Genomic DNA, 25,017 nt, shown 5'->3' on the forward strand with positions numbered 1-25,017 from the left:
GAGTGTTTCCATGTCGTTACGCCGTCTCGCTTTGCTGGCTTTTTGCGTGCTGTTGGCCGCTTGCAGCAAGGTCAACCAAGAAAACTATCAAAAATTGTCGGCTGGCATGGCCAAGGCTGAGGTGGAGTCGTTGCTGGGCAAGCCGACCGATTGTTCCGGCGCACTGGGCATGTCCAGTTGCACCTGGGGCGATAAAAACAGCTTTATCAGCGTTCAATATGCCGGTGACAAGGTTCTGATGTTTTCCGGGCAAGGCCTGAAGTAAACCGGGGCGCAAGCCTGCGGGAGAAGAAGAATGATGCGTTTTGTTTTGTTCCTTTGTGCCAGCCTGTTTTTGGCGGGCTGTGCCAGCCATTCTGGCGATGATCTGCAACCCAAGACAGCGAGCAACGTCAACCTCAAGCGTTACCAGGGCACCTGGTATGAGTTGGCCCGATTGCCGATGTACTTCCAGCGCAACTGTGCGCAGTCCGAAGCCCGCTACACCCTGTTGCCGGACGGCGACATGTCGGTGTTCAACCGCTGCCTGACGACTGAATGGAAGTGGGAGGAAGCCAAGGGTACCGCCACCCCGCAAGTGCCGGGCAAGACCGACAAGCTCTGGGTGGAATTCAACAACTGGTTCACCTCGCTGCTGCCGGGCGTCGCCAAGGGCGATTACTGGGTGCTGTATGTCAGCGATGACTACAAGACCGCCATTGTCGGCAGCCCGAGCCGGCGCTACATGTGGATCCTGTCGCGCACGCCAACGGTCAATGCGGACACCCGCGAAGACCTGCTGAGCAGGGCGCGACAGCAGGGGTATGACACCACGCGGTTGATCTGGCGTACGTCGGACAAGCAGATGGCGAAGACTTCGCAATAATCTGAGAACTCCTCAATCCAATGTGGGAGGGGGCTTGCCCCCGATAGCGGTGTGTCAGTATCTGATTTGCTGGCTGACACTCTGCAATCGGGGGCAAGCCCCCTCCCACACGTTTTAACCGAGTAAGTCCCTTAGAACCTGCGTGAATGCGAGGCTACTGTCTTCCTCGCCGGCATGTCGCCCATCACGCACCACCCACTTTCCATTCACCAGCACATCCCGCACCTGCCGATCACCGCCGGCAAACAACCAGCGATTCAGAATCCCGTCCTCGGTCGCCGTGGCCAGGTACGGATCATTACCATCCAGCACAATCCAATCCGCACGCTTGCCCACTTCCAATCGGCCAATTGGCTGCCCCAGCGCCTGGGCACCACCGTCCAGCGCGGCATCGAACAGCGTGCGCCCAACCATCGGCTGGTCACTGCGATACAAGCGGTTACGCCGTTGATCACGCAGGCGCTGGCCGTATTCCAGCCAGCGCAATTCTTCCACCACGCTCAGTGACACATGGCTGTCGGAGCCGATGCCCAGGCGTCCGCCCTGGGCGAGAAAGTCCACCGCCGGGAAAATCCCATCACCCAGGTTGGCCTCGGTGGTCAGGCACAAACCGGCAATCGCCCGGCTCTTGGCCATGCGCATCACCTCATCGGTATCGGCATGGGTGGCGTGCACCAGGCACCAGCGTTCATCGACGTCGACATTGTCATACAGCCATTGCAGCGGGCGTTTGCCGCTCCAGGCCAGGCAGTCATCGACTTCCTTCTGCTGCTCGGCAATGTGGATATGCACCGGGCACGCCTTGTCGCTGGCAGCCAGCACTTCGTTGATTTGTTGCGGTGTAACGGCGCGTAGCGAGTGAAAACACAGGCCCAGTTGCTGTGCGGGTTGCGCGGCCAGAATTGGCTGCAGACGCGCTTGCAGCTCCAGATAATTTTCAGTGCTGTTGATAAAGCGCCGCTGGCCTTCATTGGGCGCCTGGCCGCCAAACCCAGAGTGGGTGTAGAGCACCGGCAACAACGTCAGGCCAATCCCGCTGCTGGCCGCCGCCTGGCTGATCTGCCGCGACAATTGTGTGCGATCGGCATAGGGCTGGCCGCTGACGTCATGGTGTACGTAGTGAAACTCGGCCACCGAGGTATAGCCGGCCTTGAGCATCTCGATATACAGCTGGCGCGCGATGACCTGGAGTTGGTCCGGGTTGATCTTGCCGACCATGCGGTACATCAGGTCGCGCCAGGTCCAGAAACTGTCATTCGGGTTGCCGGCCACCTCGGCCAAGCCGGCCATGGCACGCTGGAATGCGTGAGAATGCAAGTTCGGCATACCCGCCAAGACCGGCCCTCTCAGCCGTTCGGCCCCCTCTGCGCTGGCATTGGCCTCAACGTTGGTCAGCAGGCCATCGGCGCTGACTTCAAGACGTACATCATTGGCCCATCCATCAGGCAGCAGCGCGCGTTCGGCGAAGAAAGCGGACATGATCAAGGCACCCCGGTCGTGTGTTTATTTGTATATACATATACAGACGTTTGCCTGCTCGGTAAACTCCGGCAATCTATGCATCTTTTTCCCCTGCAAGGATTCCCCGTGCCGACTCCGCCCGCCAACTCTTCGCTGGCTGCCCACATGGACGAAAGTCCGGCGCCCTTGTATGCCCGCGTCAAACAGATGATCAGCCAGCAGATCCTCAACGGCAACTGGCCGCCCCATTACCGCGTGCCATCGGAGAGCGAGTTGGTCAGCCAGCTGGGTTTCAGCCGCATGACCATCAACCGCGCCCTGCGCGAACTCACCGCCGAAGGGTTGCTGGTGCGCATGCAAGGCGTCGGCACGTTCGTCGCCGAGCCCAAGAGCCAGTCGGCGCTGTTCGAGGTGCACAACATCGCCGATGAGATCGCCTCCCGCGGTCACCGGCATACCTGCCAGGTCATCACCCTGGGTGAAGAGGCCGCCGGTTCCGAGCGCGCTGTCGCCCTGGAAATGCGCGAAGGCGGGCGGGTGTTCCACTCGCTGATCGTGCACTTCGAAAACGATATTCCCGTGCAAATCGAAGACCGTTTCGTCAATGCCCTGGTCGCGCCGGAATACCTGCAACAGGATTTCACCCAGCAGACGCCTTACGCCTACCTGAACCAAGTGGCACCGCTGACCGAAGGCGAGCATGTGGTCGAAGCCATCCTCGCCGATGCGGCCGAATGCAAACTGCTGCAGATCGAACCCAGTGAGCCGTGCCTGTTGATCCGACGACGCACCTGGTCGGGGCGCCAGCCGGTGACTGCTGCGCGTTTGATCCACCCCGGTTCCCGTCACAGCCTGGAAGGACGCTTCAGCAAATGAGTAGCGTAAAAGTCTGGCGCGCCGCCGAGTACGTACGCATGCCGTGGAAAAACGGCGGTGGCAGCACCGAAGAAATCACCCGCGACGCCGGCGCAGGCCTCGATGGCTTTGGCTGGCGCCTGTCGATTGCGGATATCGCCGAATCGGGTGGCTTTTCCACCTTTGCCGGTTACCAGCGTGTCATCACCGTGATCCAGGGCGCCGGCATGGTGCTGACGGTGGATGGCGAAGAGCAGCGCGGGTTGTTACCGCTGCAACCCTTTGCGTTCAAGGGTGACAGCCAGGTGGCATGCCGGTTGATCACCGGGCCGATCCGCGACTTCAACCTGATCTACTCGCCACAGCGTTACCACGCGAGGCTGCAATGGGTGGACGGTGTGCAGCGGTTCTTCAGTACTGCGCAGACCGTGCTGGTGTTCAGCGTTGCTGATGAAGTGAAGGTGCTGGACCACAAGCTTGGCCATCACGACTGCCTGCAAATCGACGGTAACACCGGCCTGCTGGACCTTACCGTCAGCGGCCGCAGTTGCATTATCGAACTGACCCGACGCGGTTAAAAAAAGTGGGAGGGGGCAAGCCCCTCCCACATTTGTTTCCCGCTGTTCTTGATAGCTGTTTCCTGGGCGCGCACCACTTTGTTACCGAATGCCCCAGCGTGGCGCAAAACCATGCTTTCGCGATAACCCCGCCGAACCACTAACGCCTCCCGTAAGAAATTTCATCACGCCTCGACACCTTGATTTTCAAGGCTCACACGCGCATTCCAAAAAAAACCAAACGCCTCGCCGAAAAAGTTGGCCGCTTGATTGCATATGCTTGTATGTACAAGTAAAGATGTGTGCGTAAGACTCTCCTTCGCACCATCCATGTTCGCGCATCATGCCGAGGAGTCCAGTCGTGACCGATTTTTCTATAGCCAGGCCTACAAAATACCGTGACGTCGAAATCCGTGCCGCCCACGGTAACAAGCTCACCGCCAAAAGCTGGCTGACTGAAGCGCCGCTGCGCATGCTGATGAACAACCTCGACCCACAAGTGGCCGAGAACCCGAAAGAACTGGTGGTGTACGGCGGTATTGGCCGCGCAGCACGCAACTGGGAGTGCTACGACCAGATCGTCGAGAGCCTCACCCACCTGAATGACGACGAAACCCTGTTGGTGCAATCCGGCAAGCCGGTCGGCGTGTTCAAGACCCACAGCAACGCACCGCGTGTACTGATCGCCAACTCCAATCTGGTGCCGCACTGGGCCAGCTGGGAGCACTTCAACGAACTGGATGCCAAGGGCCTGGCCATGTACGGCCAGATGACCGCCGGCAGCTGGATCTACATCGGCAGCCAGGGCATCGTCCAGGGCACCTACGAAACCTTCGTCGAAGCCGGTCGCCAGCATTACAACAGTGACCTCAAAGGCCGTTGGGTACTGACTGCCGGCCTCGGCGGCATGGGCGGCGCCCAGCCGCTGGCGGCCACTTTGGCTGGCGCCTGCTCGCTGAACATCGAGTGCCAGCAGGTCAGCATCGATTTCCGCCTGAACAGCCGTTATGTCGACGAACAGGCCACCGACCTCGACGACGCCCTGGCACGCATCGCCAAATACACCAAGGAAGGCAAGGCTATCTCCATCGCCCTGCTGGGCAACGCCGCCGAAATCCTGCCGGAACTGGTCAAGCGTGGCGTGCGCCCGGACATGGTCACCGACCAGACCAGCGCCCACGACCCTCTCAACGGTTACCTGCCCGCTGGCTGGACCTGGGACGAATACCGCGCCCGCGCCAAGACCGAGCCCGCCGCCGTGATCAAGGCCGCCAAGCAGTCGATGGCCGTGCACGTCAAAGCCATGCTGGAATTCCAGAAGCAAGGCATCCCGACTTTCGACTACGGCAACAACATCCGCCAGATGGCCCAGGAAGAGGGCGTGGAAAACGCCTTCGATTTCCCGGGTTTCGTCCCGGCCTATATCCGCCCGCTGTTCTGCCGTGGCATCGGCCCGTTCCGCTGGGCGGCGCTGTCCGGTGACCCGCAGGACATCTACAAGACCGACGCCAAAGTCAAAGAGCTGATCCCGGACGACGCGCACCTGCACAACTGGCTGGACATGGCCCGCGAACGCATCAGCTTCCAGGGCCTGCCGGCACGTATCTGCTGGGTTGGCCTGGGCCAGCGCGCCAAGCTCGGCCTGGCGTTCAACGAAATGGTGCGCAGCGGCGAGTTGTCGGCACCGGTGGTGATCGGCCGTGACCACCTCGATTCCGGCTCGGTCGCAAGCCCGAACCGCGAAACCGAAGCCATGCAGGACGGCTCCGACGCCGTATCCGACTGGCCGCTGCTCAACGCTCTGCTCAACACCGCGAGCGGCGCGACCTGGGTGTCGCTGCACCACGGTGGTGGTGTGGGCATGGGCTTCTCCCAGCACTCCGGCATGGTCATCGTCTGCGACGGTACCGATGAAGCGGCTGAGCGGATCGCCCGTGTGCTGCACAACGACCCAGCCACCGGGGTGATGCGCCACGCAGACGCCGGTTACCAGATCGCGATCGATTGCGCCAAGGAGCAGGGCTTGAACCTGCCGATGATCAAGTAAGCCAGCACCACCCTGAAACAATCCATCAGAGGTTGAACCGACATGGCTGCAAATGACACCACCCCGTTGATCGAAAGGCGTTCGATCGACTACATCCCGGAAGCGGAAAGACACGGTCGTCTGTTCAGCCAGTTCACCCTGTGGATGGGCGCCAACCTGCAGATCACCGCGATTGTCACCGGAGCCCTGGCCGTGGTGCTGGGCGGTGATGTGTTCTGGTCGTTGATCGGTCTGTTGATCGGCCAACTGATCGGCGGTGGGGTCATGGCGTTGCATGCGGCGCAAGGGCCCAAGCTGGGCCTGCCACAGATGATCTCCAGCCGGGTGCAGTTCGGTGTGTATGGCGCGGCGATTCCGATCGTACTGGTGTGCCTGATGTACCTGGGTTTCACCGCCACTGGCACCGTGCTTTCGGGGCAGGCGCTGGGCCAGTTGTTCGGGGTCAGCGACAGCGTGGGCATCCTGATTTTCGCCAGCGTGATCGTGTTGGTCACGGTGCTCGGCTACCGGGTGATCCATTTCATTGGCCGCGTCGCCAGCGTCATTGGCGTGGTCGCCTTTGTCTACCTGTTCAGCCGGCTGGTGAGCCAGACCGATGTGGGCGCACTCCTGCAAATCCGCCACTTCAGCTGGAGCAGTTTCCTGCTGGCGGTATCGCTCGCGGCCTCCTGGCAGATTGCCTTCGGCCCGTACGTGGCGGACTACTCGCGTTACCTGCCAAGCAAGACGTCATCGGTGAAAACCTTTTTCGCCGCCGGCGCCGGTTCGGTGGTGGGCGCGCAGGTGGCCATGGTGCTGGGCGTGTTTGCCGCGGCCATGTCCAACGGTCAGTTCGCCGGGCATGAAGTGGCGTACATCGTGGGCTTGAGTGGCACGGGTGCTACCGCTGCGTTGCTGTACTTCAGTATCGCGTTCGGCAAGGTCACCATCTCGACGCTGAACTCCTACGGCAGCTTCATGTGCATCGCGACCATCATCAGCGGCTTTCGTGGTCGCCTGGAGGTCACGCGTCTGCAGCGCCTGATGTTCGTGCTGGCGATTGTCGGCACGGCGACCCTGATCGCATTGCTCGGCCAGCACTCGTTCCTGGGGGCGTTCAAGTCCTTCATCCTGTTCCTGCTGGCGTTCTTCACGCCCTGGAGCGCGATCAACCTGGTGGACTACTACTGCATCACCCGCGAGCGCTATGACGTACCGGCGCTGGCCGACCCGAACGGTCGCTATGGCCGCTGGAACCTGCTAGGAATCAGCGTCTACGTGTTCGGCGTGCTGGTGCAGTTGCCGTTCATCTCCACCAAGTTCTACACAGGTCCCTTGGTGGCCGCGCTGGGTGATGTGGATATCTCCTGGATCATCGGCCTGGTACTGCCCGCAGCGCTGTATTACGTGTGTGCGAAAAAATGGCACGGCACCGTGCCCGATCAACTGATCCTGCCAACAGAGCAGGGCGCTATACCCACAACAAACGGGCTGGCTGCACAGGCCTGATGGGACGTGGACAGGGCAGGATGCCTACTGACTGCCGTAATCCATTTCAAGATTGGGAGCGTCACAACAATGAAAATGCATAAGACCCTGATGGCTACCTTGCTCTCTGCGGGCTTGCTGGCCAGCGCTGGCGCCCAGGCAGCCGGTTGGTGCGAATCCGGCAAACCGGTGAAATTCGCCGGGCTGAACTGGGAGAGCGGCATGTTGCTCACCGACATCCTGCAAACCGTGCTGGAAAAAGGCTACGACTGCAAAACCGACAGCCTGCCGGGCAACTCCATCACCATGGAAAACGCCCTGAGCAGCAATGACATCCAGGTGTTTGCCGAAGAGTGGGTCGGCCGCAGCGAGGTCTGGAACAAGGCCGAGAAGGCCGGCAAAGTCGTCGGCGTCGGTGCCCCTGTAGTGGGCGCTATCGAAGGCTGGTACGTGCCGCGCTATGTGATCGAAGGCGACGCCAAGCGCAAGCTGGAACCCAAGGCCCCGGACCTGAAAAACATCGCTGACCTCGCCAAGTACGCCTCGGTGTTCAAGGACCAGGAAGAGCCCTCCAAGGGTCGTTTCTACAACTGCCCGGCCGGCTGGACCTGCGAGCTGGACAACAGCGAGATGCTGAAAAGCTATGGGCTGGAAAGCACCTACACCAACTTCCGCCCAGGCACCGGCCCGGCGCTGGATGCGGCGGTGCTGTCGAGCTACAAGCGTGGCGAGCCGATCCTGTTCTACTACTGGTCGCCCACGCCGCTGATGGGCCAGGTCGACCTGGTCAAGCTGGAAGAAAAACCCGGCGTGGATAAAAGCGTGAGCATCAAGGTCGGCTTGTCCAAGACCTTCCACGAGCAAGCCCCTGAATTGGTGGCCGTGCTGGAAAAGGTCAACCTGCCCATCGACCTGCTGAACCAGAACCTGGGCCGCATGGCCAAGGAGCGAATTGAGTCGCCAAAACTGGCGAAAATTTTCCTCAAGGAACATCCTGAAGTCTGGCACGCCTGGGTGAGCGACGACGCAGCCAAGAAAATCGACGCGGCCTTGTAGGTCAAGCGTGCCCGGCTACCCTGAAGGGCCAGCCGGGCGCCTGGCCACAACCCACTGGATCGAGAGCACGATATGTTTCCTGAGAGTTTTACGTTTTCCATCGCCGACTGGGTCAACGGTTGGGTGGACTCACTGGTCACCAACTACGGCGATGTGTTCCGGCACATCTCCGACACCCTGCTGTGGGCCATCGTCAACCTGGAAGGCTTGCTGCGCGCAGCGCCCTGGTGGCTGATGCTGGCCATCGTCGGCGCCGTCGCCTGGCACGCGACCCGCAAGGTGGTGACCACGGCGGTGATCGTCGGCCTGCTGTTCCTGGTGGGCGCGGTTGGCCTGTGGGACAAGCTGATGCAGACCCTGGCCCTGATGATGGTCGCTACGGTGATCTCGGTGCTGATCGGCATTCCGCTGGGCATCCTGTCGGCGCGCAGCAATCGCCTGCGTTCGGTATTGATGCCGCTGCTCGACATCATGCAGACCATGCCGAGCTTCGTGTACCTGATCCCGGTGCTGATGCTGTTCGGCCTGGGCAAGGTCCCGGCGATTTTCGCCACGGTGATTTACGCCGCGCCACCGCTGATTCGCCTCACCGACCTGGGCATTCGCCAGGTCGACGGTGAAGTCATGGAAGCCATCAACGCCTTCGGTGCCAACCGCTGGCAGCAACTGTTCGGTGTGCAACTGCCGCTGGCATTGCCGAGCATCATGGCCGGTATCAACCAGACCACCATGATGGCGCTGTCGATGGTGGTGATCGCCTCGATGATCGGCGCCCGTGGCTTGGGTGAAGACGTGCTCGTCGGCATCCAGACCCTCAACGTCGGGCGTGGCCTTGAGGCCGGCCTGGCGATCGTGATTCTCGCAGTGGTCATCGACCGCATTACCCAGGCCTATGGTCGTCCACGGCATGAGGCGAGCAAATGACTATTGTCAGCAAAATCGAAGTCAAAAACGTCTTCAAGATCTTCGGCGCGCGTTCCAAGGATGCGCTGTCGTTGATCGGCCAGGGCAAGACCAAGGACCAGGTGCTGGCCGAGACCGGCTGCGTGGTCGGTGTGAACGACCTGTCCCTGAGCATCGGCACCGGTGAGATCTTTGTGATCATGGGGCTGTCGGGTTCCGGCAAGTCCACACTGGTGCGTCACTTCAACCGCCTGATCGACCCCACCAGCGGCGCGATCCTGGTGGACGGCGAAGACATCCTGCAACTGGACATGGAAGCCCTGCGCCAATTCCGTCGGCACAAGATCAGCATGGTGTTCCAGAGCTTCGGCCTGCTGCCCCACAAGAGCGTGCTCGACAACGTCGCCTATGGCCTGAAGGTGCGTGGCGAAACCAAGCAGGTCTGCGCCGAGCGCGCCTTGCAGTGGATCGAAACCGTGGGCCTCAAGGGCTACGAAAACAAATACCCGCACCAGCTCTCCGGCGGCATGCGCCAGCGTGTCGGCCTGGCCCGCGCCTTGGCGGCAGACACCGACATCATCCTGATGGACGAAGCCTTCAGCGCACTCGACCCGCTGATCCGCGCCGAGATGCAGGACCAGTTGCTGGAACTGCAAAAGACCCTGCACAAGACCATCGTGTTCATCACCCACGACCTCGACGAGGCCGTGCGTATTGGCAACCGCATTGCGATCCTCAAGGACGGCAAGCTGATCCAGGTCGGCACGCCTCGGGAGATCCTGCATTCGCCGGCGGATGAGTATGTGGATCGGTTTGTCCAGCGGCGGGCGGCGGTGGTCTGATCTGGATGTGTTGGTGAGGCTGATGGCCTCATCGGGGGCAAGCCCCCTCCCACAGGGGAATGCATTCCAAATGTGGGAGGGGGCTTGCCCCCGATAAGGCCGGTAAGGCTGCACAAGAATTGAAGAGAGTATGAACATGCCCCAGGCAACAAAAATCACCATCGCCGACACCCCGCTGCGCTGGCAGGACGTGGTCGCCGTCGCCCGCCACGGCGCCGTGCTCGAACTCTCGGGCCAGGCCTGGGCGCGCATCGACAATGCCCAGGCCATTGTGCAGCGCATCGTCACCAGCGGTGAGCGCGCCTATGGGGTGAACACCGGCCTGGGCGCGCTGTGCAATGTGTCGCTCAAGGGCGAGCAACTCAGCCAACTGTCGCGCAACACCTTGCTCAGCCACGCCTGTGGCGTCGGCCCGGTGCTGAGCGACGAGCAGACCCGCGCGATCATCTGCGCCGCCATCATCAACTACAGCCACGGCAAATCCGGCCTGCATCCGCAGGTGGTGCATTCGCTGCTGGCGCTGCTCAACCACGGCATCACGCCGCAAGTGCCATCCCAGGGCTCGGTGGGTTACCTGACCCATATGGCCCATGTTGGTGTGGCTTTGCTGGGCGTGGGTAACGTGAGTTACCAAGGTCGGGTCGTTCCGGCTCAAGAGGCATTGAGCGCGGAAGGTCTGCAGCCGGTGGTGCTCGGCGCCAAGGACGGCCTGTGCCTGGTCAACGGCACGCCGTGCATGACCGGCCTGAGCTGCCTGGCCCTGGCTGACGCCCATCACTTGCTGCAATGGGCTGACGTGATCGGCGCCATGAGTTTCGAAGCCCAGCGTGGGCAGATCGATGCCTTCGATGAAGAAATCATCGCGCTCAAGCCGCACCCGGGCATGCAGCACGTGGGGACCCATCTGCGCGCCTTGCTCGATGGCAGTGAAGTGATCGCCAGCAGCAAAGGTATCCGTACCCAGGACGCCCTGAGCATTCGTTCGATCCCGCAGATCCACGGCGCGGCCCGCGACCAGGTGGAGCACGCCACCCGTCAGATCGAGACCGAACTCAACAGCGCCACCGATAACCCGCTGGTGCTCGGCACGCCGGAACACTACCGCGTGGTGTCCCAGGCCAACCCGCACGGCCAGTCCGTGGCGCTGGCGGCGGACATGCTGGCGATCGCCATGGCCGAAATCGGTTCGGTGGCCGAACGTCGCCTGGACCGCCTGATCAATCCGCACGTCAGCGGCTTGCCGGCGTTCCTGGTCAGCAACCCCGGGGTCAACTCCGGGATGATGATCGTGCAGTACGTCGCCGCCTCCCTGTGCGGGCAAAACCGCCAACTGGCGCAACCGGCGGTGCTCGACAACTTCGTCACCTCGGGCCTGCAGGAAGACCACCTGAGCATGGGCACCAATGCCGCGCTCAAGCTGCACCAGGTGCTGGCCAACGTGACCCAGATTCTCGCCATCGAGTACTTGTTGGCGGCCCAGGCGTTCGAGTTTCTCAAGGAACAACGTTTCGGCGCCGGCACCGACCGTGCCTGGCGGTTGTTGCGTGAAGTCGTCCCGGCCTATGAACAGGACCGCTGGCTGGCGCCGGACATTGCCGCCGCCGCTCAGCTGCTGAAAAACACCGATTTACCGAATGTGCACTTTTAAAAGAACAATTCAGAAGGAGTATGAATGTGACTGCGCTAAACCTGATTCCAGGCCAACTGAGCCTTGCCCAACTGCGAGCCATCTACCAGCAGCCGGTAACCCTCAGTCTGGATGACAGCGCTACGGCGCAGATCGACGCCAGTGTGGCCTGCGTGGAGCAGATTCTCGCCGAGAACCGCACCGCCTACGGCATCAACACCGGTTTCGGCCTGCTGGCCTCGACCCGCATCGCCAGCGAAGACCTGGAAAACCTCCAGCGTTCCCTGGTGCTGTCCCACGCCGCCGGCGTCGGTGAGCCGATCAGCGATGCGCTGGTGCGGCTGGTCATGGTGCTCAAGGTCAACAGTCTGAGCCGTGGTTTCTCCGGCATCCGCCGCCAGGTGATCGACGCGCTGATCGCGCTGATCAACGCCGAGGTATACCCGCATATTCCGCTGAAAGGTTCGGTGGGTGCCTCCGGCGACCTGGCGCCGTTGGCGCACATGTCCCTGGTGCTGCTGGGCGAAGGCAAGGCACGCTACAAAGGCGAGTGGCTGGAAGCGACCGACGCGCTCAAAGTCGCCGGCCTCACGCCGCTGACCCTTGCCGCCAAAGAAGGCCTGGCGCTGCTCAACGGCACGCAGGTGTCGACGGCTTATGCACTGCGTGGCCTGTTCGAAGGTGAAGACCTGTTCGCCGGCGCCCTGGCCTGCGGCGGCCTCACCGTGGAAGCGGTGCTGGGTTCGCGTTCGCCGTTCGACGCCCGTATCCACGCGGCTCGCGGCCAGCGCGGCCAGATCGACGCGGCGGCGGCCTACCGCGACCTGCTCGGCGAAAGCAGCCAGGTGTCCCAGTCGCACCAGAACTGCGACAAGGTGCAAGACCCGTACTCGCTGCGCTGCCAGCCACAAGTCATGGGCGCCTGCCTGACCCAGTTCCGCCAGGCCGCTGAAGTGCTGGTGGTCGAGGCCAATGCCGTGTCGGACAACCCGCTGGTGTTTGCCGCTGAAGGCGACGTGATTTCCGGTGGCAACTTCCACGCCGAACCGGTGGCCATGGCGGCCGACAACATGGCGCTGGCCATCGCCGAAATCGGCTCCCTGAGTGAGCGCCGTATCTCGTTGATGATGGACAAGCACATGTCGCAACTGCCGCCGTTCCTGGTGGGCAATGGCGGTGTGAACTCCGGTTTCATGATCGCCCAGGTGACCGCTGCCGCGCTCGCCAGCGAGAACAAGGCGTTGTCTCATCCCCATAGCGTCGATAGCCTGCCGACCTCCGCCAACCAGGAAGACCACGTGTCGATGGCCCCGGCTGCGGGCAAACGCCTGTGGGAAATGGCTGAGAACACCCGTGGCATTCTCGCGGTTGAGTGGCTGGCCGCGTGCCAGGGCCTGGACCTGCGCGAAGGCCTGAAAACTTCACCGAAGCTGGAAAAGGCGCGTGGCATCCTGCGCAGCAAAGTGGCGTTCTACGACAAGGACCGCTTTTTCGCGCCGGACATCAACGCCGCCAGCGAACTGCTCGCCACTCGCTGCCTGAATGAGCTGGTGCCGGCCAAGCTGCTGCCGAGTCTCTAAGGCTTACGCAGATCCAGGTGGGAGCTGGCTTGCCTGCGATAGCTATCTGTCAGTTAAAAAGTTGGTGACTGATACACCGTCATCGCAGGCAAGCCAGCTCCCACAGTTGAGCGTTCGCAGCGCAAAATTTTCTCAGGATAAAAATAATTAAGGACGAGAAATGCACCAGCAAGAAAAAGGTTTGAAACGCGGGCTCAGCGCCCGACATATTCGCTTCATGGCACTCGGTTCCGCGATCGGCACCGGGTTGTTCTATGGCTCCGCCTCGGCTATCCAGATGGCCGGCCCCGCTGTGCTGCTGGCCTACCTGATCGGCGGCGCCGCCGTGTTCATGGTGATGCGCGCCCTCGGCGAAATGGCCGTGCACAACCCGGTCGCCGGTTCCTTCGGCCAGTACGCCAGCACCTACCTGGGCCCCATGGCCGGGTTTGTCCTCGGTTGGACCTACGCGTTTGAAATGATCATTGTGTGCCTGGCCGACGTCACCGCGTTTGGCATCTACATGGGCTTCTGGTTTCCCGAGGTTGCGCGTTGGGTCTGGGTGCTCGGCATCGTGTTCCTGATCGGCGGCCTGAACCTGTGCAACGTCAAGGTGTTTGGCGAAATGGAGTTCTGGCTGTCGCTGCTCAAGGTCGGCGCCATCGTCGCGATGATCCTCGGCGGTTTCGGCATCCTGCTGTTCGGCATCCATTCCGCCGGTGAGGCCCAGGCCAGTGGCCTCAGCAACCTGTGGGCCCACGGCGGCTTCATGCCCAATGGCATTGGTGGCCTGATCGCCTCGTTCGCGGTGGTGATGTTTGCCTTCGGCGGCATCGAAATCATCGGCATCACCGCTGGCGAAGCCAAGGATCCGCAACGTGTGATCCCCAAGGCGATCAACGCAGTGCCACTGCGCATCCTGTTGTTCTACGTGCTGACCCTGTTCGTGCTGATGGCCATCTATCCGTGGCCGCAGATCGGCAGCCAGGGCAGCCCGTTCGTGCAGATCTTCAGCAACCTGGGCATCGGCTCGGCGGCGACCCTCCTCAATATCGTGGTGATCTCGGCCGCCGTCTCGGCCATCAACAGCGACATCTTCGGCGCCGGCCGCATGATGTACGGCCTGGCCCAGCAAGGGCAGGCGCCCAAAGGCTTTGCGCAGTTGTCAAAACACGGTGTGCCATGGATGACCGTAGTAGTGATGGGCGCAGCCTTGCTCGGTGGCGTGGTGCTCAACTACCTGATCCCGGAAAACGTATTCCTGCTGATCGCCTCGATTGCCACCTTCGCCACCGTTTGGGTGTGGCTGATGATCCTGTTCACCCAGGTCGCCATGCGCCGCTCGATGAACAAGCAGCAAGTCGAGGAGCTGAAATTCCCGGTGCCGTTCTGGCCCTATGCGCCGGCGGCCGCCATCGTGTTCATGCTATTCGTGTTTGGTGTGCTGGGTTACTTCCCGGACACCCAGGCTGCCTTGCTGGTCGGCGCCGTATGGATCGTGCTGTTGGTGCTTGCCTACCTGCTGTGGGTCAAACCCGCTGCCGGTCAAGCGGCCAAGGTCCATTACGACCCGGCTTTGTCTCATCGTTAATCCAGGGAGGCGTTGATGAAAACGCTTTGGCAACACTGCCATATCGCAACCATGGCCCAGGGCAAATACTCGATCATCGAGGATGCCGCCATGGTCACCGCGGGTTCACTCATCGAGTGGATCGGCCCCCGCAGCCAGGCACCGACGGCGGATTACGCCCAGGTGCATGACCTGCATGGCGCGTGGGTCACCCCCGGGCTGATCGACTGCCACACCCACACGGTGTTCGGCGGTAACCGCAGCGGCGAATTCGAGCAGCGTCTCGAAGGCGTGAGCTACGCCGAGATCGCGGCCAAGGGCGGCGGTATTGCCAGCACGGTGCGCGCCACTCGCGCCGCAACCGAAGATGAGCTGTTTGCCAGTGCTGAAAAACGCCTGCGCAGTCTGCTACGGGACGGTGTCACCAGCGTGGAGATCAAGTCCGGCTACGGCCTGGACCTGGCCAACGAACGCAAGATGCTGCGTGTGGCCCGTCGCCTCGGTGAAGCGCTGCCGGTCAGCGTGCGCGCCACATGCCTGGCGGCCCACGCGTTGCCGCCGGAGTACAAGGACCGCGCCGACGATTACATCGAGCACATCTGCGCCGAGATGCTGCCGGCCCTGGCCGCGGAAGGGCTGGTGGACGCGGTGGATGCGTTCTGTGAATACCTGGCGTTTTCCACCGAGCAGGTGGAGCGGGTCTTCAAGGTCGCCCAGCAACTGGGCTTGCCGGTGAAGCTGCACGCCGAGCAGCTTTCGTCACTGCACGGCTCCAGCCTGGCCGCGCGTTACCAGGCGCTGTCGGCGGATCACTTGGAGTTCATGACCGAAGCAGACGCCATCGCCATGGCCGCCTCCGGCACCGTCGCGGTGTTGCTGCCGGGCGCGTTCTACTTCCTGCGCGAAACCCAGTTGCCGCCGATGGACGCCCTGCGCAAACACGGCGTGAAGATCGCCATCGCCAGCGACCTCAACCCCGGCACCTCGCCGGCGCTGTCGGTGCGCCTGATGCTGAACATGGCCTGCACCCTGTTCCGCATGACCCCGGAAGAAGCCCTGGCCGGTGCCACGCAACATGCGGCTACCGCATTAGGCATGGGCGACACCCACGGCTCCCTGGAAGTGGGCAAGGTCGCGGATTTTGTCGCCTGGCAAATCGATCGCCCCGCCGACCTCGCCTACTGGCTGGGTGGCGAGCTGGATAAACGCGTCGTGCGCCATGGCGTCGACGTCACTGTGTGAGGAGTACTGCTTGTGGATAAGGTTCTGAACTTCAAACAAGGCCGCGTGCCGCTGCTGATCAGCATGCCCCATGCCGGTCTGCGCCTGACGCCTGCGGTCGAAGCCGGGTTGATCCCCGAGGCGCGAAGCCTGCCGGATACCGATTGGCACATTCCTGCGCTGTATGACTTCGCCGAAGAGCTGGGCGCCAGCACCCTGGCCGCCGAATACTCGCGGTTTGTCATCGACCTGAACCGGCCATCCGACGACAAGCCGCTGTACGCCGGCGCGACCACCGGGCTGTACCCGGCAACGCTGTTCGACGGCGTGCCGTTGTTCCGCGAAGGGCTGGAGCCGTCCCCGGAGGAACGCGTCAGCTACCTCCAGAAAATCTGGGGGCCGTACCACCGTGCCCTGCAAGAAGAACTGGCGCGCCTCAAGGCCGAGTTCGGCTATGCCTTGCTGTTCGATGCGCACTCGATCCGCTCGGTGATCCCGCACCTGTTCGACGGCAAGCTGCCGGACTTCAACCTTGGCACTTTCAATGGCGCCGCGTGTGATCCCGAATTGGCCAGCCAATTGGAAGCCATTTGCGCCGCGCACCCGCAGTACTCCCATGTACTGAACGGGCGCTTCAAGGGCGGCCACATCACCCGGCATTACGGCGATCCGGCTCAGGATGTCCACGCGGTGCAGTTGGAGTTGTGCCAGAGCACTTATATGGAAGAGGTTGAGCCGTTTCGGTACCGCCCTGATTTGGCCGAACCGACGCGGGTGGTGTTGAAGCAATTGCTGGAGGGGGTATTGGGCTGGGGGCAAGCGCGCTATCGGTGAATTGGGGTGCTGCTGGAATAGCTATCGGGGGGCAAGCCCCCTCCCACCTTTTGATTGGTGAACCCAGTCAAATGTGGGAGGGGACTTGCCCCCGATGGCGGTCTCACCGTCGCCCCAGTGCAACTGCCGGTCGCCACAGTTCGTGTTGAATGCATGCTCACTGCGTAAGGTTGTTTAATAAAAACAGCCGAGTGAGTGCTCACCCATGAAAAAACTGTTGTTGCCCCTCACCTGTGTCGCACTGCTCAGTGCACACGCCATGGCCGCCGAACCGACCTCCTGCAAAAGCATCCGCATGGGCGTGGTCAGTTGGACCGACGTGATCGCCACCTCGGGCATGGCCGACGTGCTGCTCAATGGCCTGGGCTACGACAGCAAGCAGACCAGCGCGGTGCAGCAGATCATCTTCGCCGGCATCCGCGACAAGCGCCTGGACATCTTCCTCGGCTACTGGAAACCCGCGATGGACAACAACATTGCGCCGTTCCTGGCGGCCAGGCAGGTCAAGGTTTTCGACACCCCGAGCCTCGCCGACGCCCAGGCCACCCTGGCCGTGCCGCAGTACGTAGCCGACGCAGGCTTGAAGACCTTTGCCGACATCGCCCGATTCAAGGACAAACTGGGCGGCAAGATCTATGGCATCGAGCCGGGCAGCGGCGCGAATACCGATATACAGAAAATGATCGACACCAATCGTTTCGGCCTGGGCGGCTTCAAGCTGGTGGCCTCGGGTGAGGCGGGCATGCTGGCCGCCGTGCAGCGCGCGGTGAATCGCAAGGAGTTCGTGGTGTTCGTCGGTTGGAACCCGCACCCGATGAACATCAACATGAAAATGGCCTACCTCACCGGCAGCGAAGACGTGTTCGGCCCCGACGAAGGCCGTGCCACCGTGTCCACCGTCACCGCGCCGGACTTTGCCGAGCGTTGCCCCAACGCCAACCGCCTGTTGGAGAACCTTACCTTCACCGCCGCCCAGGAAAGCCAACTGATGGTGCCGATCATGGAACGCCAGTCGCCGCAGGATGTGGCCAGACAATGGCTGCGCGACCACCCCGAGGATTTGCAGCGCTGGCTGGCCGGGGTAAAGGCGTTTGATGGCGGCGATGGTGTGGCGGCGGTGCAGGCGAGCCTTAAATGAGTGGGTACCCGATTTCGCCTGAGCTGGCGGCGTTTGTGGAGAAGACGGAGTCCTTCACCAGCGAAGACACGTCGCTGGCTGGGTTGCGCAACGGCTACGACCGCATGTGCCAGGCGTTTACCCCGCCGTTGCCCGAGGGGCTGACGATTTCGGATTTTTCCCTGGCTGGCGTGAGTGTGCGCAGCTATCTGCCCACTGCCCCCACGCCCCTGGATGGCTGGCCGTGCCTCCTTTATATGCACGGTGGTGGTTGGGTGGTCGGTGGGCTGGACTCCCACGATTTCATCTGTTTCGAACTGGCCAGTACCTTGCAGGTGCTGGTGATCGCCATCGACTACCGGCTGGCGCCGGAGCATCCGTTCCCCGCTGCCTATCAGGATTGCCGCGCCGTGTGGCAGGCGATCCAGGCGGGGCAGGGGCCGCATGCCATCAACCTGCAACGTCTGGTGGTGATCGGCGACAGCGCGGGCGGCAACCTGGCCGCGGCGTTGTGCCTGGGGTTGCGCGACGACCGGCAGCCACTGCCGCTGGCCCAGGTGCTGATTTACCCGGGGCTGGGCGGCCCGCCTGACTTGCCGTCGAGGCGCGACTGCGCGGATGCCCCCTTGCTCAGCAGCGCCGACACTGACAGTTACCTGACGTTGTACCTGCAGGGCTGCGGCAAGCCCACGCCCTATGCCATGCCGCTGCTGGCCAATGACTTCAGCGGTTTGCCCAGGGCGCTCATCGCCGTGGCCCAGTTCGACCCGCTGCGCGATGACGGCATGCTGTACGCCGAGCGCCTGCAAGCGGCGGGTGTGAGCACCGTGCTGTATCCGGGCAAAGGCCTGGTGCACGGCTGCCTGAGGGCGCGGCGGCACGTGCCGGAGGTGGACCGGCTCTACGATTTCCTGCTGGATTACCTGGGGAGCGAAGGGCTGACACAGGTCTAAGCGCTCTAGGACATGCTCATTGCACAATTCGGGTTTATAGTGCCAGACGGCAAAATAAAAGACGTCCCCCCAGGGATGAACCCGACCCCCTACGGAGCGCGCAATGCAGACTTGGTACCCGCAGATCAAACCCTACGCCCGGCACGATCTGGCAGTCGATGACACCCACACCCTGTACGTCGATGAAAGTGGCTCCCCCGAAGGCTTGCCCGTCGTATTCATCCATGGTGGCCCTGGTTCCGGTTGCGATGCACAGAGCCGCTGCTATTTCGACCCGAACCTGTACCGCATCGTCACCTTCGACCAGCGTGGTTGCGGTCGCTCCACCCCGCGCGCCAGTCTGGAAAACAACACCACCTGGGACCTGGTCGCCGACCTTGAGCGCATCCGCGAGCACCTGGGCATCGACAAATGGGTGCTGTTCGGCGGTTCCTGGGGCTCGACCCTGTCCCTCGCCTACGCGCAAACCCACCCGGAACGCGTGCATGGCCTGATCGTGCGCGGCATTTTCCTGGCCCGGCCGCAGGACATCCATTGGTTCTACCAGGAGGGCGCGAGCCGCCTGTTCCCGGATTACTGGCAGGACTACCTTGCACCGATCCCGGCGGAAGAGCGCCACGACATGATTGCGGCCTACCACAAGCGTCTTACCGGCAACGACCAGATCGCCCAGATGCACGCGGCCAAGGCCTGGTCCGGCTGGGAAGGGCGCATGCTGGGCCTGTGCCCGAGCCCGCAGCATGTGGAGCGTTTTTCCGAACCGCAACGCGCGCTGTCCATTGCGCGAATCGAGTGCCACTACTTCACCAACAACTCGTTCCTTGAGCCCAACCAGTTGATCCGCGATATGCACAAGATCGCCCATCTGCCTGGCGTAATCATTCACGGGCGCTACGATATGATCTGCCCATTGGATAACGCCTGGGAGTTACACCAGGCGTGGCCCAACAGTGAGCTGCAGGTGATCCGCGAAGCCGGCCATGCGGCGTCCGAACCCGGCATCACCGATGCCCTGGTGCGTGCGACCAGCCAAATGGCACGTCGCTTGCTCGATCTGCCGCCTGAAGAAGCATGAAGGGCCTGTTGCAACGGGTGAGAGGCGCCCGGGTGGAGGTCGCGGGCGAAATCGTCGGCGCTATCGACCAGGGGTTGCTGGTGCTGGTGGCCGTCGAGCCTACGGATACGCCGCAGAGTGCCGATAAACTGCTGCACAAGCTGCTGAACTACCGGGTGTTCAGCGATGACCAAGACAAGATGAACCTGTCGTTGAAGGATATCGACGGCGGTTTGTTGCTGGTGTCGCAGTTCACCCTGGCGGCAGATACCAAGAGCGGGCTGCGGCCGAGCTTCTCCACAGCAGCCCCGCCGGCCCTGGGAGCGGCGCTTTTTGATCACTTGCTGTTACAAGCGCAACAATTGCATGGCAGGGTGGCGTCGGGGCGTTTTGGCGCCGATATGCAGGTGCATTTGGTCAATGATGGCCCTGTGACCTTCCTCTTGCAGACGTGAATGTATTAAAAACGACTTTTAATGCCTAAAAACGCAGGGTTTCGCTACAAATACTTCGTTGTCCCTGATGCGTTGTCTCGCGGGCTACTAGATAATCGCGCGCTACGGGGATCAGCGTTGTTTGGTCCATTTTTGACTTAGGTAGAGACTTGTCCGACAACCAATGGGGAATCATTTTGCCCCCGGGGAGTCGGAACAATGCTCGCCAACCTGGCATATAGATAGCTGGCCGTTGGTTTTTTGATCTGTTTTCGGCGAGGGTTGCTCGTGATTGTTAGTCCCTGTAATGCACCAAAATTGTCTGCCAAACGGTTACGAAACGCACTGGTGACGGGCTCCGCCCTGTTTTGCCTGTTCGGCGCGGGTCAACTGTGGGCATTCAGTCTGGATGATGTGTCGGCCAAGGCAAAAGAGCTGGCCGGACAGAAATACGAAGCTCCGCGCAGCAATCTGCCGAATGAATTCCGCGAAATGAAATTCGCGGACTACCAGAAGATTCGTTTCCGCAACGAAAAAGCCGAGTGGGCTGATCAGAACACCCCGTTCAAGCTGTCCTTCTATCACCAGGGTATGCATTTCGATACACCGGTGAAAATCAACGAAGTCACCGCCGACAGCGTCCAGGAAATCAAGTACGACCCGACGCGCTTCGATTTCGGCGACGTGAAGTTTGATCCCAAGGCCACCGAACAGCTGGGTTATGCCGGCTTCCGTGTGCTGTACCCGATCAACAAGGCCGACAAGCAAGACGAAATCATGACCATGCTGGGCGCGAGCTACTTCCGCGTGGTCGGCAAGGGCCAGGCCTATGGCTTGTCCGCCCGAGGCATGGCGATCGACACGGCATTGCCGTCCGGCGAAGAATTCCCGCGCTTCACCGAGTTCTGGATCGAGCGTCCAAAACCGGGTGAGAAACAACTGGTGATCTTCGCCCTGTTGGACTCCCCACGGGCTACCGGTGCTTACCGTCTGATCCTGCGTCCGGGCACCGACACCATTGTCGATGTGAAATCCCAGATGTTCCTGCGCGACAAGGTCAGCAAGCTGGGCGTTGCCCCGTTGACCAGCATGTACCTGTTCGGTGCGAACCAGCCGTCCAAGGTGCTCAACTACCGTCGTGAGCTGCACGATTCCAGCGGCCTGTCGATCCATGCCGGCAACGGCGAGTGGATCTGGCGCCCACTGAACAACCCTAAACACCTGTCGGTCAGCAACTTCACCGTCGAGAACCCGAGAGGTTTCGGCCTGCTGCAGCGCGGTCGCGACTTCAGCCACTACGAAGACCTGGACGACAACTACGACAAGCGCCCAAGCGCCTGGATCGAGCCTGAAGGCGACTGGGGCAAAGGCACTGTCAACCTGGTAGAGATCCCGACGGCCGATGAAACCAACGACAACATCGTTGCCTTCTGGAGCCCGGAAAAACTGCCGGAGGTGGGCCAGCCGCTGGACGTTTCCTACCGCCTGCACTGGACCATGGACGAAAAAGCCCTGCACCCGGCCGACAGCGCCTGGGTCAAGCAGACCCTGCGTTCCACCGGTGACGTGAAGCAATCGAACCTGATCCGCCAGCCGGATGGCAGCGTGGCCTACCTGGTGGACTTCGAGGGCCCGTCCCTCAAGGCCCTGCCGCCGGATGCCGCAGTGCGCAGCCAGGTGAGCGTCAGCGACAACGCCGAACTGGTTGAAAACAGCGTGCGCTACAACGAGCACACCAAAGGCTGGCGCCTGACCCTGCGCATGAAGATCAAGGACGCAGGCAAGCCGACCGAAATGCGCGCAGCGCTGGTGCAGGACGTTCCGCCTCCGGCCCCTGAGCAGGACACGAGCCACGTGCTCAAGGCCGACAAGGTCCTGGCCAAGCAACACGAGAAGCAGGCCAGGAAAGATGCCAAAGACAAGGAAGCCAAGCAGCCAGAAGCTGCCCCAGCCACGCCGGAGCCGATCAAGACCGAACAAGTCCTGACCGAAACCTGGAGCTATCAGTTGCCTGCCGATGAGTAATTCTCAAATCCAGCCAGAGACCCTCTCCGAGTATCTGGCGCATCTGCCCATGACCGCTGAGCAGCGCGCCGAACTGGCGGGCTGCACCTCCTTCAGCGAGTTGCACGAGCGCTTGTCGTCGAAGACCTTCGACGCGCCCATCGACGCCGCCCAGGCGTCGGTTGGCACGCGGTTGACCCTCAGCACCGCCGAAGAGCTGCAGGACGCCGAAATGCTGGCCCTCGATGCCGAAGGCCGCGTGTGCCTCAAGGCCACCCCGCCGATCCGTCGCACTCGCGTGGTCCCGGAGCCGTGGCGCACCAATATCCTGGTGCGTGGCTGGCGCCGTATCACCGGGCGCAGCAACCCGCCGGCCCCGCCGAAGGACGAGCGCGTATTGCCGGCTGCCCGCTGGCGTACCGTCGGTTCGATCCGCCGCTACATCCTGCTGGTGCTGATGATCGGCCAGACCCTCGTCGCCGGCTGGTACATGAAAGGCATCATGCCTTACCAGGGCTGGTCGCTGGTTGACTTCGACGAGATCCGCAACCAGACCCTGCTGCAAACCGCGACCCAGGTACTGCCGTACGCCCTGCAAACCAGCATCCTGATCATGTTCGGCATCTTGTTCTGCTGGGTGTCGGCCGGTTTCTGGACTGCGTTGATGGGCTTCCTGGAATTGCTCACCGGTCATGATAAATACCGCATCTCCGGTAAAAGTGCCGGCGACGAGCCGATCCCGAAAGACGCCCGCACCGCGCTGGTGATGCCGATCTGCAACGAAGACGTGCCCCGGGTGTTTGCAGGCCTGCGCGCCACGTTCGAGTCAGTCGCCGCCACCGGTGACCTGGATCGCTTCGACTTCTTCGTGCTCAGCGACAGTAACGAGGCCGACATCTGCATCGCCGAACAGCAAGCCTGGCTTGACGTGTGCCGCGAAGCCGGTGGTTTCGGCAAGATCTTCTATCGCCGTCGTCGCCGTCGCGTCAAACGTAAAAGCGGCAACCTCGACGACTTCTGCCGTCGCTGGGGCGGTGACTACAAATACATGGTCGTGCTCGACGCCGACAGCGTGATGAGCGGCGAATGCCTGACCAGCCTGGTGCGCCTGATGGAAGCCACGCCGGATGCCGGGATTATCCAGACCGCGCCGCGTGCGTCGGGCATGGACACCCTGTACGCGCGCATGCAGCAGTTCGCCACCCGTGTGTACGGCCCGCTGTTCACCGCCGGCCTGCACTTCTGGCAGTTGGGTGAATCCCACTACTGGGGTCACAACGCGATCATCCGCATGAAGCCGTTCATCGAGCACTGTGCCCTGGCGCCATTGCCGGGCAAGGGCGCGTTCGCCGGTTCCATCCTGTCCCACGACTTCGTAGAAGCTGCGCTGATGCGCCGTGCCGGCTGGGGCGTGTGGATTGCCTACGACCTGCCGGGCAGCTATGAAGAACTGCCGCCGAACCTGCTGGATGAACTCAAGCGTGACCGTCGCTGGTGCCACGGTAACCTGATGAACTTCCGCCTGTTCCTCGTCAAAGGCATGCACCCGGTGCACCGTGCGGTGTTCCTGACCGGTGTGATGTCCTACCTGTCGGCGCCGTTGTGGTTCCTGTTCCTGGTGCTGTCCACGGCCCTGCTGGCGGTGAACACATTGATGGAGCCGCAGTACTTCATGGCACCCCGTCAGTTGTACCCGCTGTGGCCGCAATGGCATCCGGACAAGGCGGTAGCGCTGTTCTCCACCACCATCGTGCTGCTGTTCCTGCCCAAACTGCTGAGCATCATCCTGATCTGGGCCAAGGGCGCGAAAGAGTTCGGTGGCAAGTTCAAAGTGACCTTGTCGATGCTGCTGGAGATGCTGTTCTCCATGCTGCTGGCGCCGGTGCGGATGATCTTCCACACCCGCTTCGTGCTCGCCGCATTCCTCGGCTGGGCGGCAACCTGGAACTCGCCGCAACGTGACGACGACTCCACCCCGTGGAGCGAAGCGGTCAAGCGTCACGGTCCGCAAACCGTGCTGGGCTTCCTGTGGGCGCTGCTGGTGGTGTGGTTGAACCCGAGTTTCCTGTGGTGGCTGGTGCCGATCGTCGGTTCGCTGATGCTGTCGATCCCGGTATCGGTGATTTCCAGCCGTGTCGGGCTGGGCCTCAAGTCTCGCGACGAGAGCCTGTTCCTGATCCCTGAAGAATACAACCCGCCGCAAGCCCTGCTGTCCACCGACAAGTACACCCACGAAAACCGCTGGCACGCGCTGAATGACGGCTTTGTGCGCTCGGTGGTCGACCCGCAGCAGAACGCTTTGGCTTGCGCCTTGGCAACCTCGCGTCACGCCCAGGCCGAACCGATCGAGTACCTGCGTACCGAACGTGTGCGCCACGCGTTGAAAGTCGGCCCTGCCGGCCTCAACAACGGCGAGCGCCTGGCGTTGCTCAGTGACCCGGTCGCCTTGGCCCGCCTGCACGAGCAGGTCTGGAGCGAAGGTCACGCCGAGTGGCTCGCCGCCTGGCGGGACTCGATCAAGGCAGATCCGCATGCACCGTTGCTGCCGCTGAAACCCCTGTCGTCCCAGGCCCAACCGGCCTGATTCGGAT

Annotated in this window: 21 protein-coding genes; 20 read left to right on the forward strand and 1 reads right to left on the reverse strand. The window is 62.0% G+C overall.

Annotated features, from left to right (window positions below; genetic code table 11):
• The first annotated feature begins 10 nt into the window (after positions 1–10).
• A complete protein-coding gene (locus K5K89_RS02685; RefSeq protein WP_033897714.1) occupies positions 11–265 on the forward strand; it encodes a lipoprotein in 255 nt (84 codons plus the stop codon).
• Between the two features lie 30 nt (positions 266–295).
• Positions 296–865: a lipocalin family protein gene (locus K5K89_RS02690; protein ID WP_058423714.1), complete on the forward strand. Its 570-nt coding sequence runs from the start codon at positions 296–298 to the stop codon at positions 863–865.
• A 114-nt stretch (positions 866–979) separates the two neighbouring features.
• On the opposite strand, the gene K5K89_RS02695 is transcribed toward K5K89_RS02690, so the two are convergent.
• Positions 980–2,344, reverse strand: coding sequence for a formimidoylglutamate deiminase (locus K5K89_RS02695; RefSeq protein ID WP_222540812.1), 1,365 nt, complete (start codon positions 2,342–2,344; stop codon positions 980–982).
• Between the two features lie 147 nt (positions 2,345–2,491).
• Between K5K89_RS02695 and hutC the strand changes: the two genes are divergently transcribed.
• The 18 genes from hutC (at position 2,492) to mdoH (ending at position 25,010) form a co-directional block, all read left to right on the forward strand.
• On the forward strand, positions 2,492–3,202 hold the full coding sequence (gene hutC, locus K5K89_RS02700) for a histidine utilization repressor (protein WP_173668614.1): 711 nt from the start codon (positions 2,492–2,494) through the stop codon (positions 3,200–3,202).
• On the forward strand, positions 3,199–3,759 hold the full coding sequence (locus K5K89_RS02705; protein WP_071497069.1) for a HutD family protein: 561 nt from the start codon (positions 3,199–3,201) through the stop codon (positions 3,757–3,759). Before hutC ends, K5K89_RS02705 begins: the two co-directional genes overlap by 4 nt.
• Before the next feature lie 322 nt (positions 3,760–4,081).
• The gene (gene hutU, locus K5K89_RS02710; RefSeq protein ID WP_409996301.1) at positions 4,082–5,785 is read left to right on the forward strand and encodes a urocanate hydratase; all 1,704 of its coding nucleotides are present in this window, start codon (positions 4,082–4,084) and stop codon (positions 5,783–5,785) included.
• A gap of 42 nt (positions 5,786–5,827) precedes the next feature.
• The gene (locus K5K89_RS02715; RefSeq protein ID WP_222540813.1) at positions 5,828–7,273 is read left to right on the forward strand and encodes a purine-cytosine permease family protein; all 1,446 of its coding nucleotides are present in this window, start codon (positions 5,828–5,830) and stop codon (positions 7,271–7,273) included.
• Positions 7,274–7,342: 69 nt separating this feature from the next.
• On the forward strand, positions 7,343–8,308 hold the full coding sequence (locus K5K89_RS02720; protein ID WP_071492407.1) for an ABC transporter substrate-binding protein: 966 nt from the start codon (positions 7,343–7,345) through the stop codon (positions 8,306–8,308).
• A 72-nt stretch (positions 8,309–8,380) separates the two neighbouring features.
• A complete protein-coding gene (locus tag K5K89_RS02725) occupies positions 8,381–9,232 on the forward strand; it encodes an ABC transporter permease (protein ID WP_012721776.1) in 852 nt (283 codons plus the stop codon).
• Positions 9,229–10,053, forward strand: a complete 825-nt coding sequence (locus K5K89_RS02730; protein WP_071492406.1) for a glycine betaine/L-proline ABC transporter ATP-binding protein — start codon at positions 9,229–9,231, stop codon at positions 10,051–10,053. The genes K5K89_RS02725 and K5K89_RS02730 overlap by 4 nt, the downstream gene beginning before the upstream one ends.
• A gap of 136 nt (positions 10,054–10,189) precedes the next feature.
• Positions 10,190–11,701, forward strand: coding sequence for a histidine ammonia-lyase (gene hutH / locus K5K89_RS02735; protein ID WP_222540814.1), 1,512 nt, complete (start codon positions 10,190–10,192; stop codon positions 11,699–11,701).
• A gap of 20 nt (positions 11,702–11,721) precedes the next feature.
• Positions 11,722–13,260 (forward strand): histidine ammonia-lyase, encoded by a 1,539-nt coding sequence (hutH, locus tag K5K89_RS02740; protein ID WP_222540815.1) that lies wholly within the window; start codon positions 11,722–11,724, stop codon positions 13,258–13,260.
• 160 nt (positions 13,261–13,420) lie between these two features.
• Positions 13,421–14,830: an amino acid permease gene (locus K5K89_RS02745; RefSeq protein WP_071492405.1), complete on the forward strand. Its 1,410-nt coding sequence runs from the start codon at positions 13,421–13,423 to the stop codon at positions 14,828–14,830.
• Positions 14,831–14,845: 15 nt separating this feature from the next.
• Complete coding sequence (gene hutI, locus K5K89_RS02750; RefSeq protein WP_071492404.1) at positions 14,846–16,051, forward strand: imidazolonepropionase; 1,206 nt, start codon at positions 14,846–14,848, stop codon at positions 16,049–16,051.
• A gap of 12 nt (positions 16,052–16,063) precedes the next feature.
• The gene (hutG, locus tag K5K89_RS02755) at positions 16,064–16,864 is read left to right on the forward strand and encodes an N-formylglutamate deformylase (RefSeq protein WP_222540816.1); all 801 of its coding nucleotides are present in this window, start codon (positions 16,064–16,066) and stop codon (positions 16,862–16,864) included.
• A 205-nt stretch (positions 16,865–17,069) separates the two neighbouring features.
• Positions 17,070–18,002 (forward strand): choline ABC transporter substrate-binding protein, encoded by a 933-nt coding sequence (locus tag K5K89_RS02760; protein ID WP_222540817.1) that lies wholly within the window; start codon positions 17,070–17,072, stop codon positions 18,000–18,002.
• A complete protein-coding gene (locus K5K89_RS02765; protein ID WP_222540818.1) occupies positions 17,999–18,934 on the forward strand; it encodes an alpha/beta hydrolase in 936 nt (311 codons plus the stop codon). Before K5K89_RS02760 ends, K5K89_RS02765 begins: the two co-directional genes overlap by 4 nt.
• A gap of 103 nt (positions 18,935–19,037) precedes the next feature.
• Positions 19,038–20,009, forward strand: coding sequence for a prolyl aminopeptidase (gene pip, locus K5K89_RS02770; protein ID WP_071492400.1), 972 nt, complete (start codon positions 19,038–19,040; stop codon positions 20,007–20,009).
• Complete coding sequence (dtd, locus tag K5K89_RS02775; protein WP_222540819.1) at positions 20,006–20,443, forward strand: D-aminoacyl-tRNA deacylase; 438 nt, start codon at positions 20,006–20,008, stop codon at positions 20,441–20,443. The genes pip and dtd overlap by 4 nt, the downstream gene beginning before the upstream one ends.
• A gap of 267 nt (positions 20,444–20,710) precedes the next feature.
• A complete protein-coding gene (locus K5K89_RS02780) occupies positions 20,711–22,447 on the forward strand; it encodes a glucan biosynthesis protein G (RefSeq protein WP_071492534.1) in 1,737 nt (578 codons plus the stop codon).
• A complete protein-coding gene (gene mdoH / locus K5K89_RS02785) occupies positions 22,440–25,010 on the forward strand; it encodes a glucans biosynthesis glucosyltransferase MdoH (protein WP_071492398.1) in 2,571 nt (856 codons plus the stop codon). Before K5K89_RS02780 ends, mdoH begins: the two co-directional genes overlap by 8 nt.
• Positions 25,011–25,017 lie beyond the last annotated feature (7 nt).

It is taken from the genome of Pseudomonas sp. DR208, assembly GCF_019823005.1.
GTDB classification, from domain to species: Bacteria; Pseudomonadota; Gammaproteobacteria; order Pseudomonadales; family Pseudomonadaceae; genus Aquipseudomonas; species Aquipseudomonas extremorientalis.

What these genes read in the sequence shown, in the direction of transcription:
- K5K89_RS02685 (WP_033897714.1), top strand. Translation starts at nt 11, where the DNA reads ATGTCGTTACGCCGTCTCGCTTTGCTGGCTTTTTGCGTGCTGTTGGCC.
- K5K89_RS02690 (WP_058423714.1), top strand. Translation starts at nt 296, where the DNA reads ATGATGCGTTTTGTTTTGTTCCTTTGTGCCAGCCTGTTTTTGGCGGGC.
- K5K89_RS02695 (WP_222540812.1), bottom strand. Translation starts at nt 2,344, where the DNA reads ATGTCCGCTTTCTTCGCCGAACGCGCGCTGCTGCCTGATGGATGGGCC.
- hutC (WP_173668614.1), top strand. Translation starts at nt 2,492, where the DNA reads ATGGACGAAAGTCCGGCGCCCTTGTATGCCCGCGTCAAACAGATGATC.
- K5K89_RS02705 (WP_071497069.1), top strand. Translation starts at nt 3,199, where the DNA reads ATGAGTAGCGTAAAAGTCTGGCGCGCCGCCGAGTACGTACGCATGCCG.
- hutU (WP_409996301.1), top strand. Translation starts at nt 4,082, where the DNA reads ATGCCGAGGAGTCCAGTCGTGACCGATTTTTCTATAGCCAGGCCTACA.
- K5K89_RS02715 (WP_222540813.1), top strand. Translation starts at nt 5,828, where the DNA reads ATGGCTGCAAATGACACCACCCCGTTGATCGAAAGGCGTTCGATCGAC.
- K5K89_RS02720 (WP_071492407.1), top strand. Translation starts at nt 7,343, where the DNA reads ATGAAAATGCATAAGACCCTGATGGCTACCTTGCTCTCTGCGGGCTTG.
- K5K89_RS02725 (WP_012721776.1), top strand. Translation starts at nt 8,381, where the DNA reads ATGTTTCCTGAGAGTTTTACGTTTTCCATCGCCGACTGGGTCAACGGT.
- K5K89_RS02730 (WP_071492406.1), top strand. Translation starts at nt 9,229, where the DNA reads ATGACTATTGTCAGCAAAATCGAAGTCAAAAACGTCTTCAAGATCTTC.
- hutH (WP_222540814.1), top strand. Translation starts at nt 10,190, where the DNA reads ATGCCCCAGGCAACAAAAATCACCATCGCCGACACCCCGCTGCGCTGG.
- hutH (WP_222540815.1), top strand. Translation starts at nt 11,722, where the DNA reads ATGAATGTGACTGCGCTAAACCTGATTCCAGGCCAACTGAGCCTTGCC.
- K5K89_RS02745 (WP_071492405.1), top strand. Translation starts at nt 13,421, where the DNA reads ATGCACCAGCAAGAAAAAGGTTTGAAACGCGGGCTCAGCGCCCGACAT.
- hutI (WP_071492404.1), top strand. Translation starts at nt 14,846, where the DNA reads ATGAAAACGCTTTGGCAACACTGCCATATCGCAACCATGGCCCAGGGC.
- K5K89_RS02760 (WP_222540817.1), top strand. Translation starts at nt 17,070, where the DNA reads ATGAAAAAACTGTTGTTGCCCCTCACCTGTGTCGCACTGCTCAGTGCA.
- K5K89_RS02765 (WP_222540818.1), top strand. Translation starts at nt 17,999, where the DNA reads ATGAGTGGGTACCCGATTTCGCCTGAGCTGGCGGCGTTTGTGGAGAAG.
- pip (WP_071492400.1), top strand. Translation starts at nt 19,038, where the DNA reads ATGCAGACTTGGTACCCGCAGATCAAACCCTACGCCCGGCACGATCTG.
- dtd (WP_222540819.1), top strand. Translation starts at nt 20,006, where the DNA reads ATGAAGGGCCTGTTGCAACGGGTGAGAGGCGCCCGGGTGGAGGTCGCG.
- mdoH (WP_071492398.1), top strand. Translation starts at nt 22,440, where the DNA reads ATGAGTAATTCTCAAATCCAGCCAGAGACCCTCTCCGAGTATCTGGCG.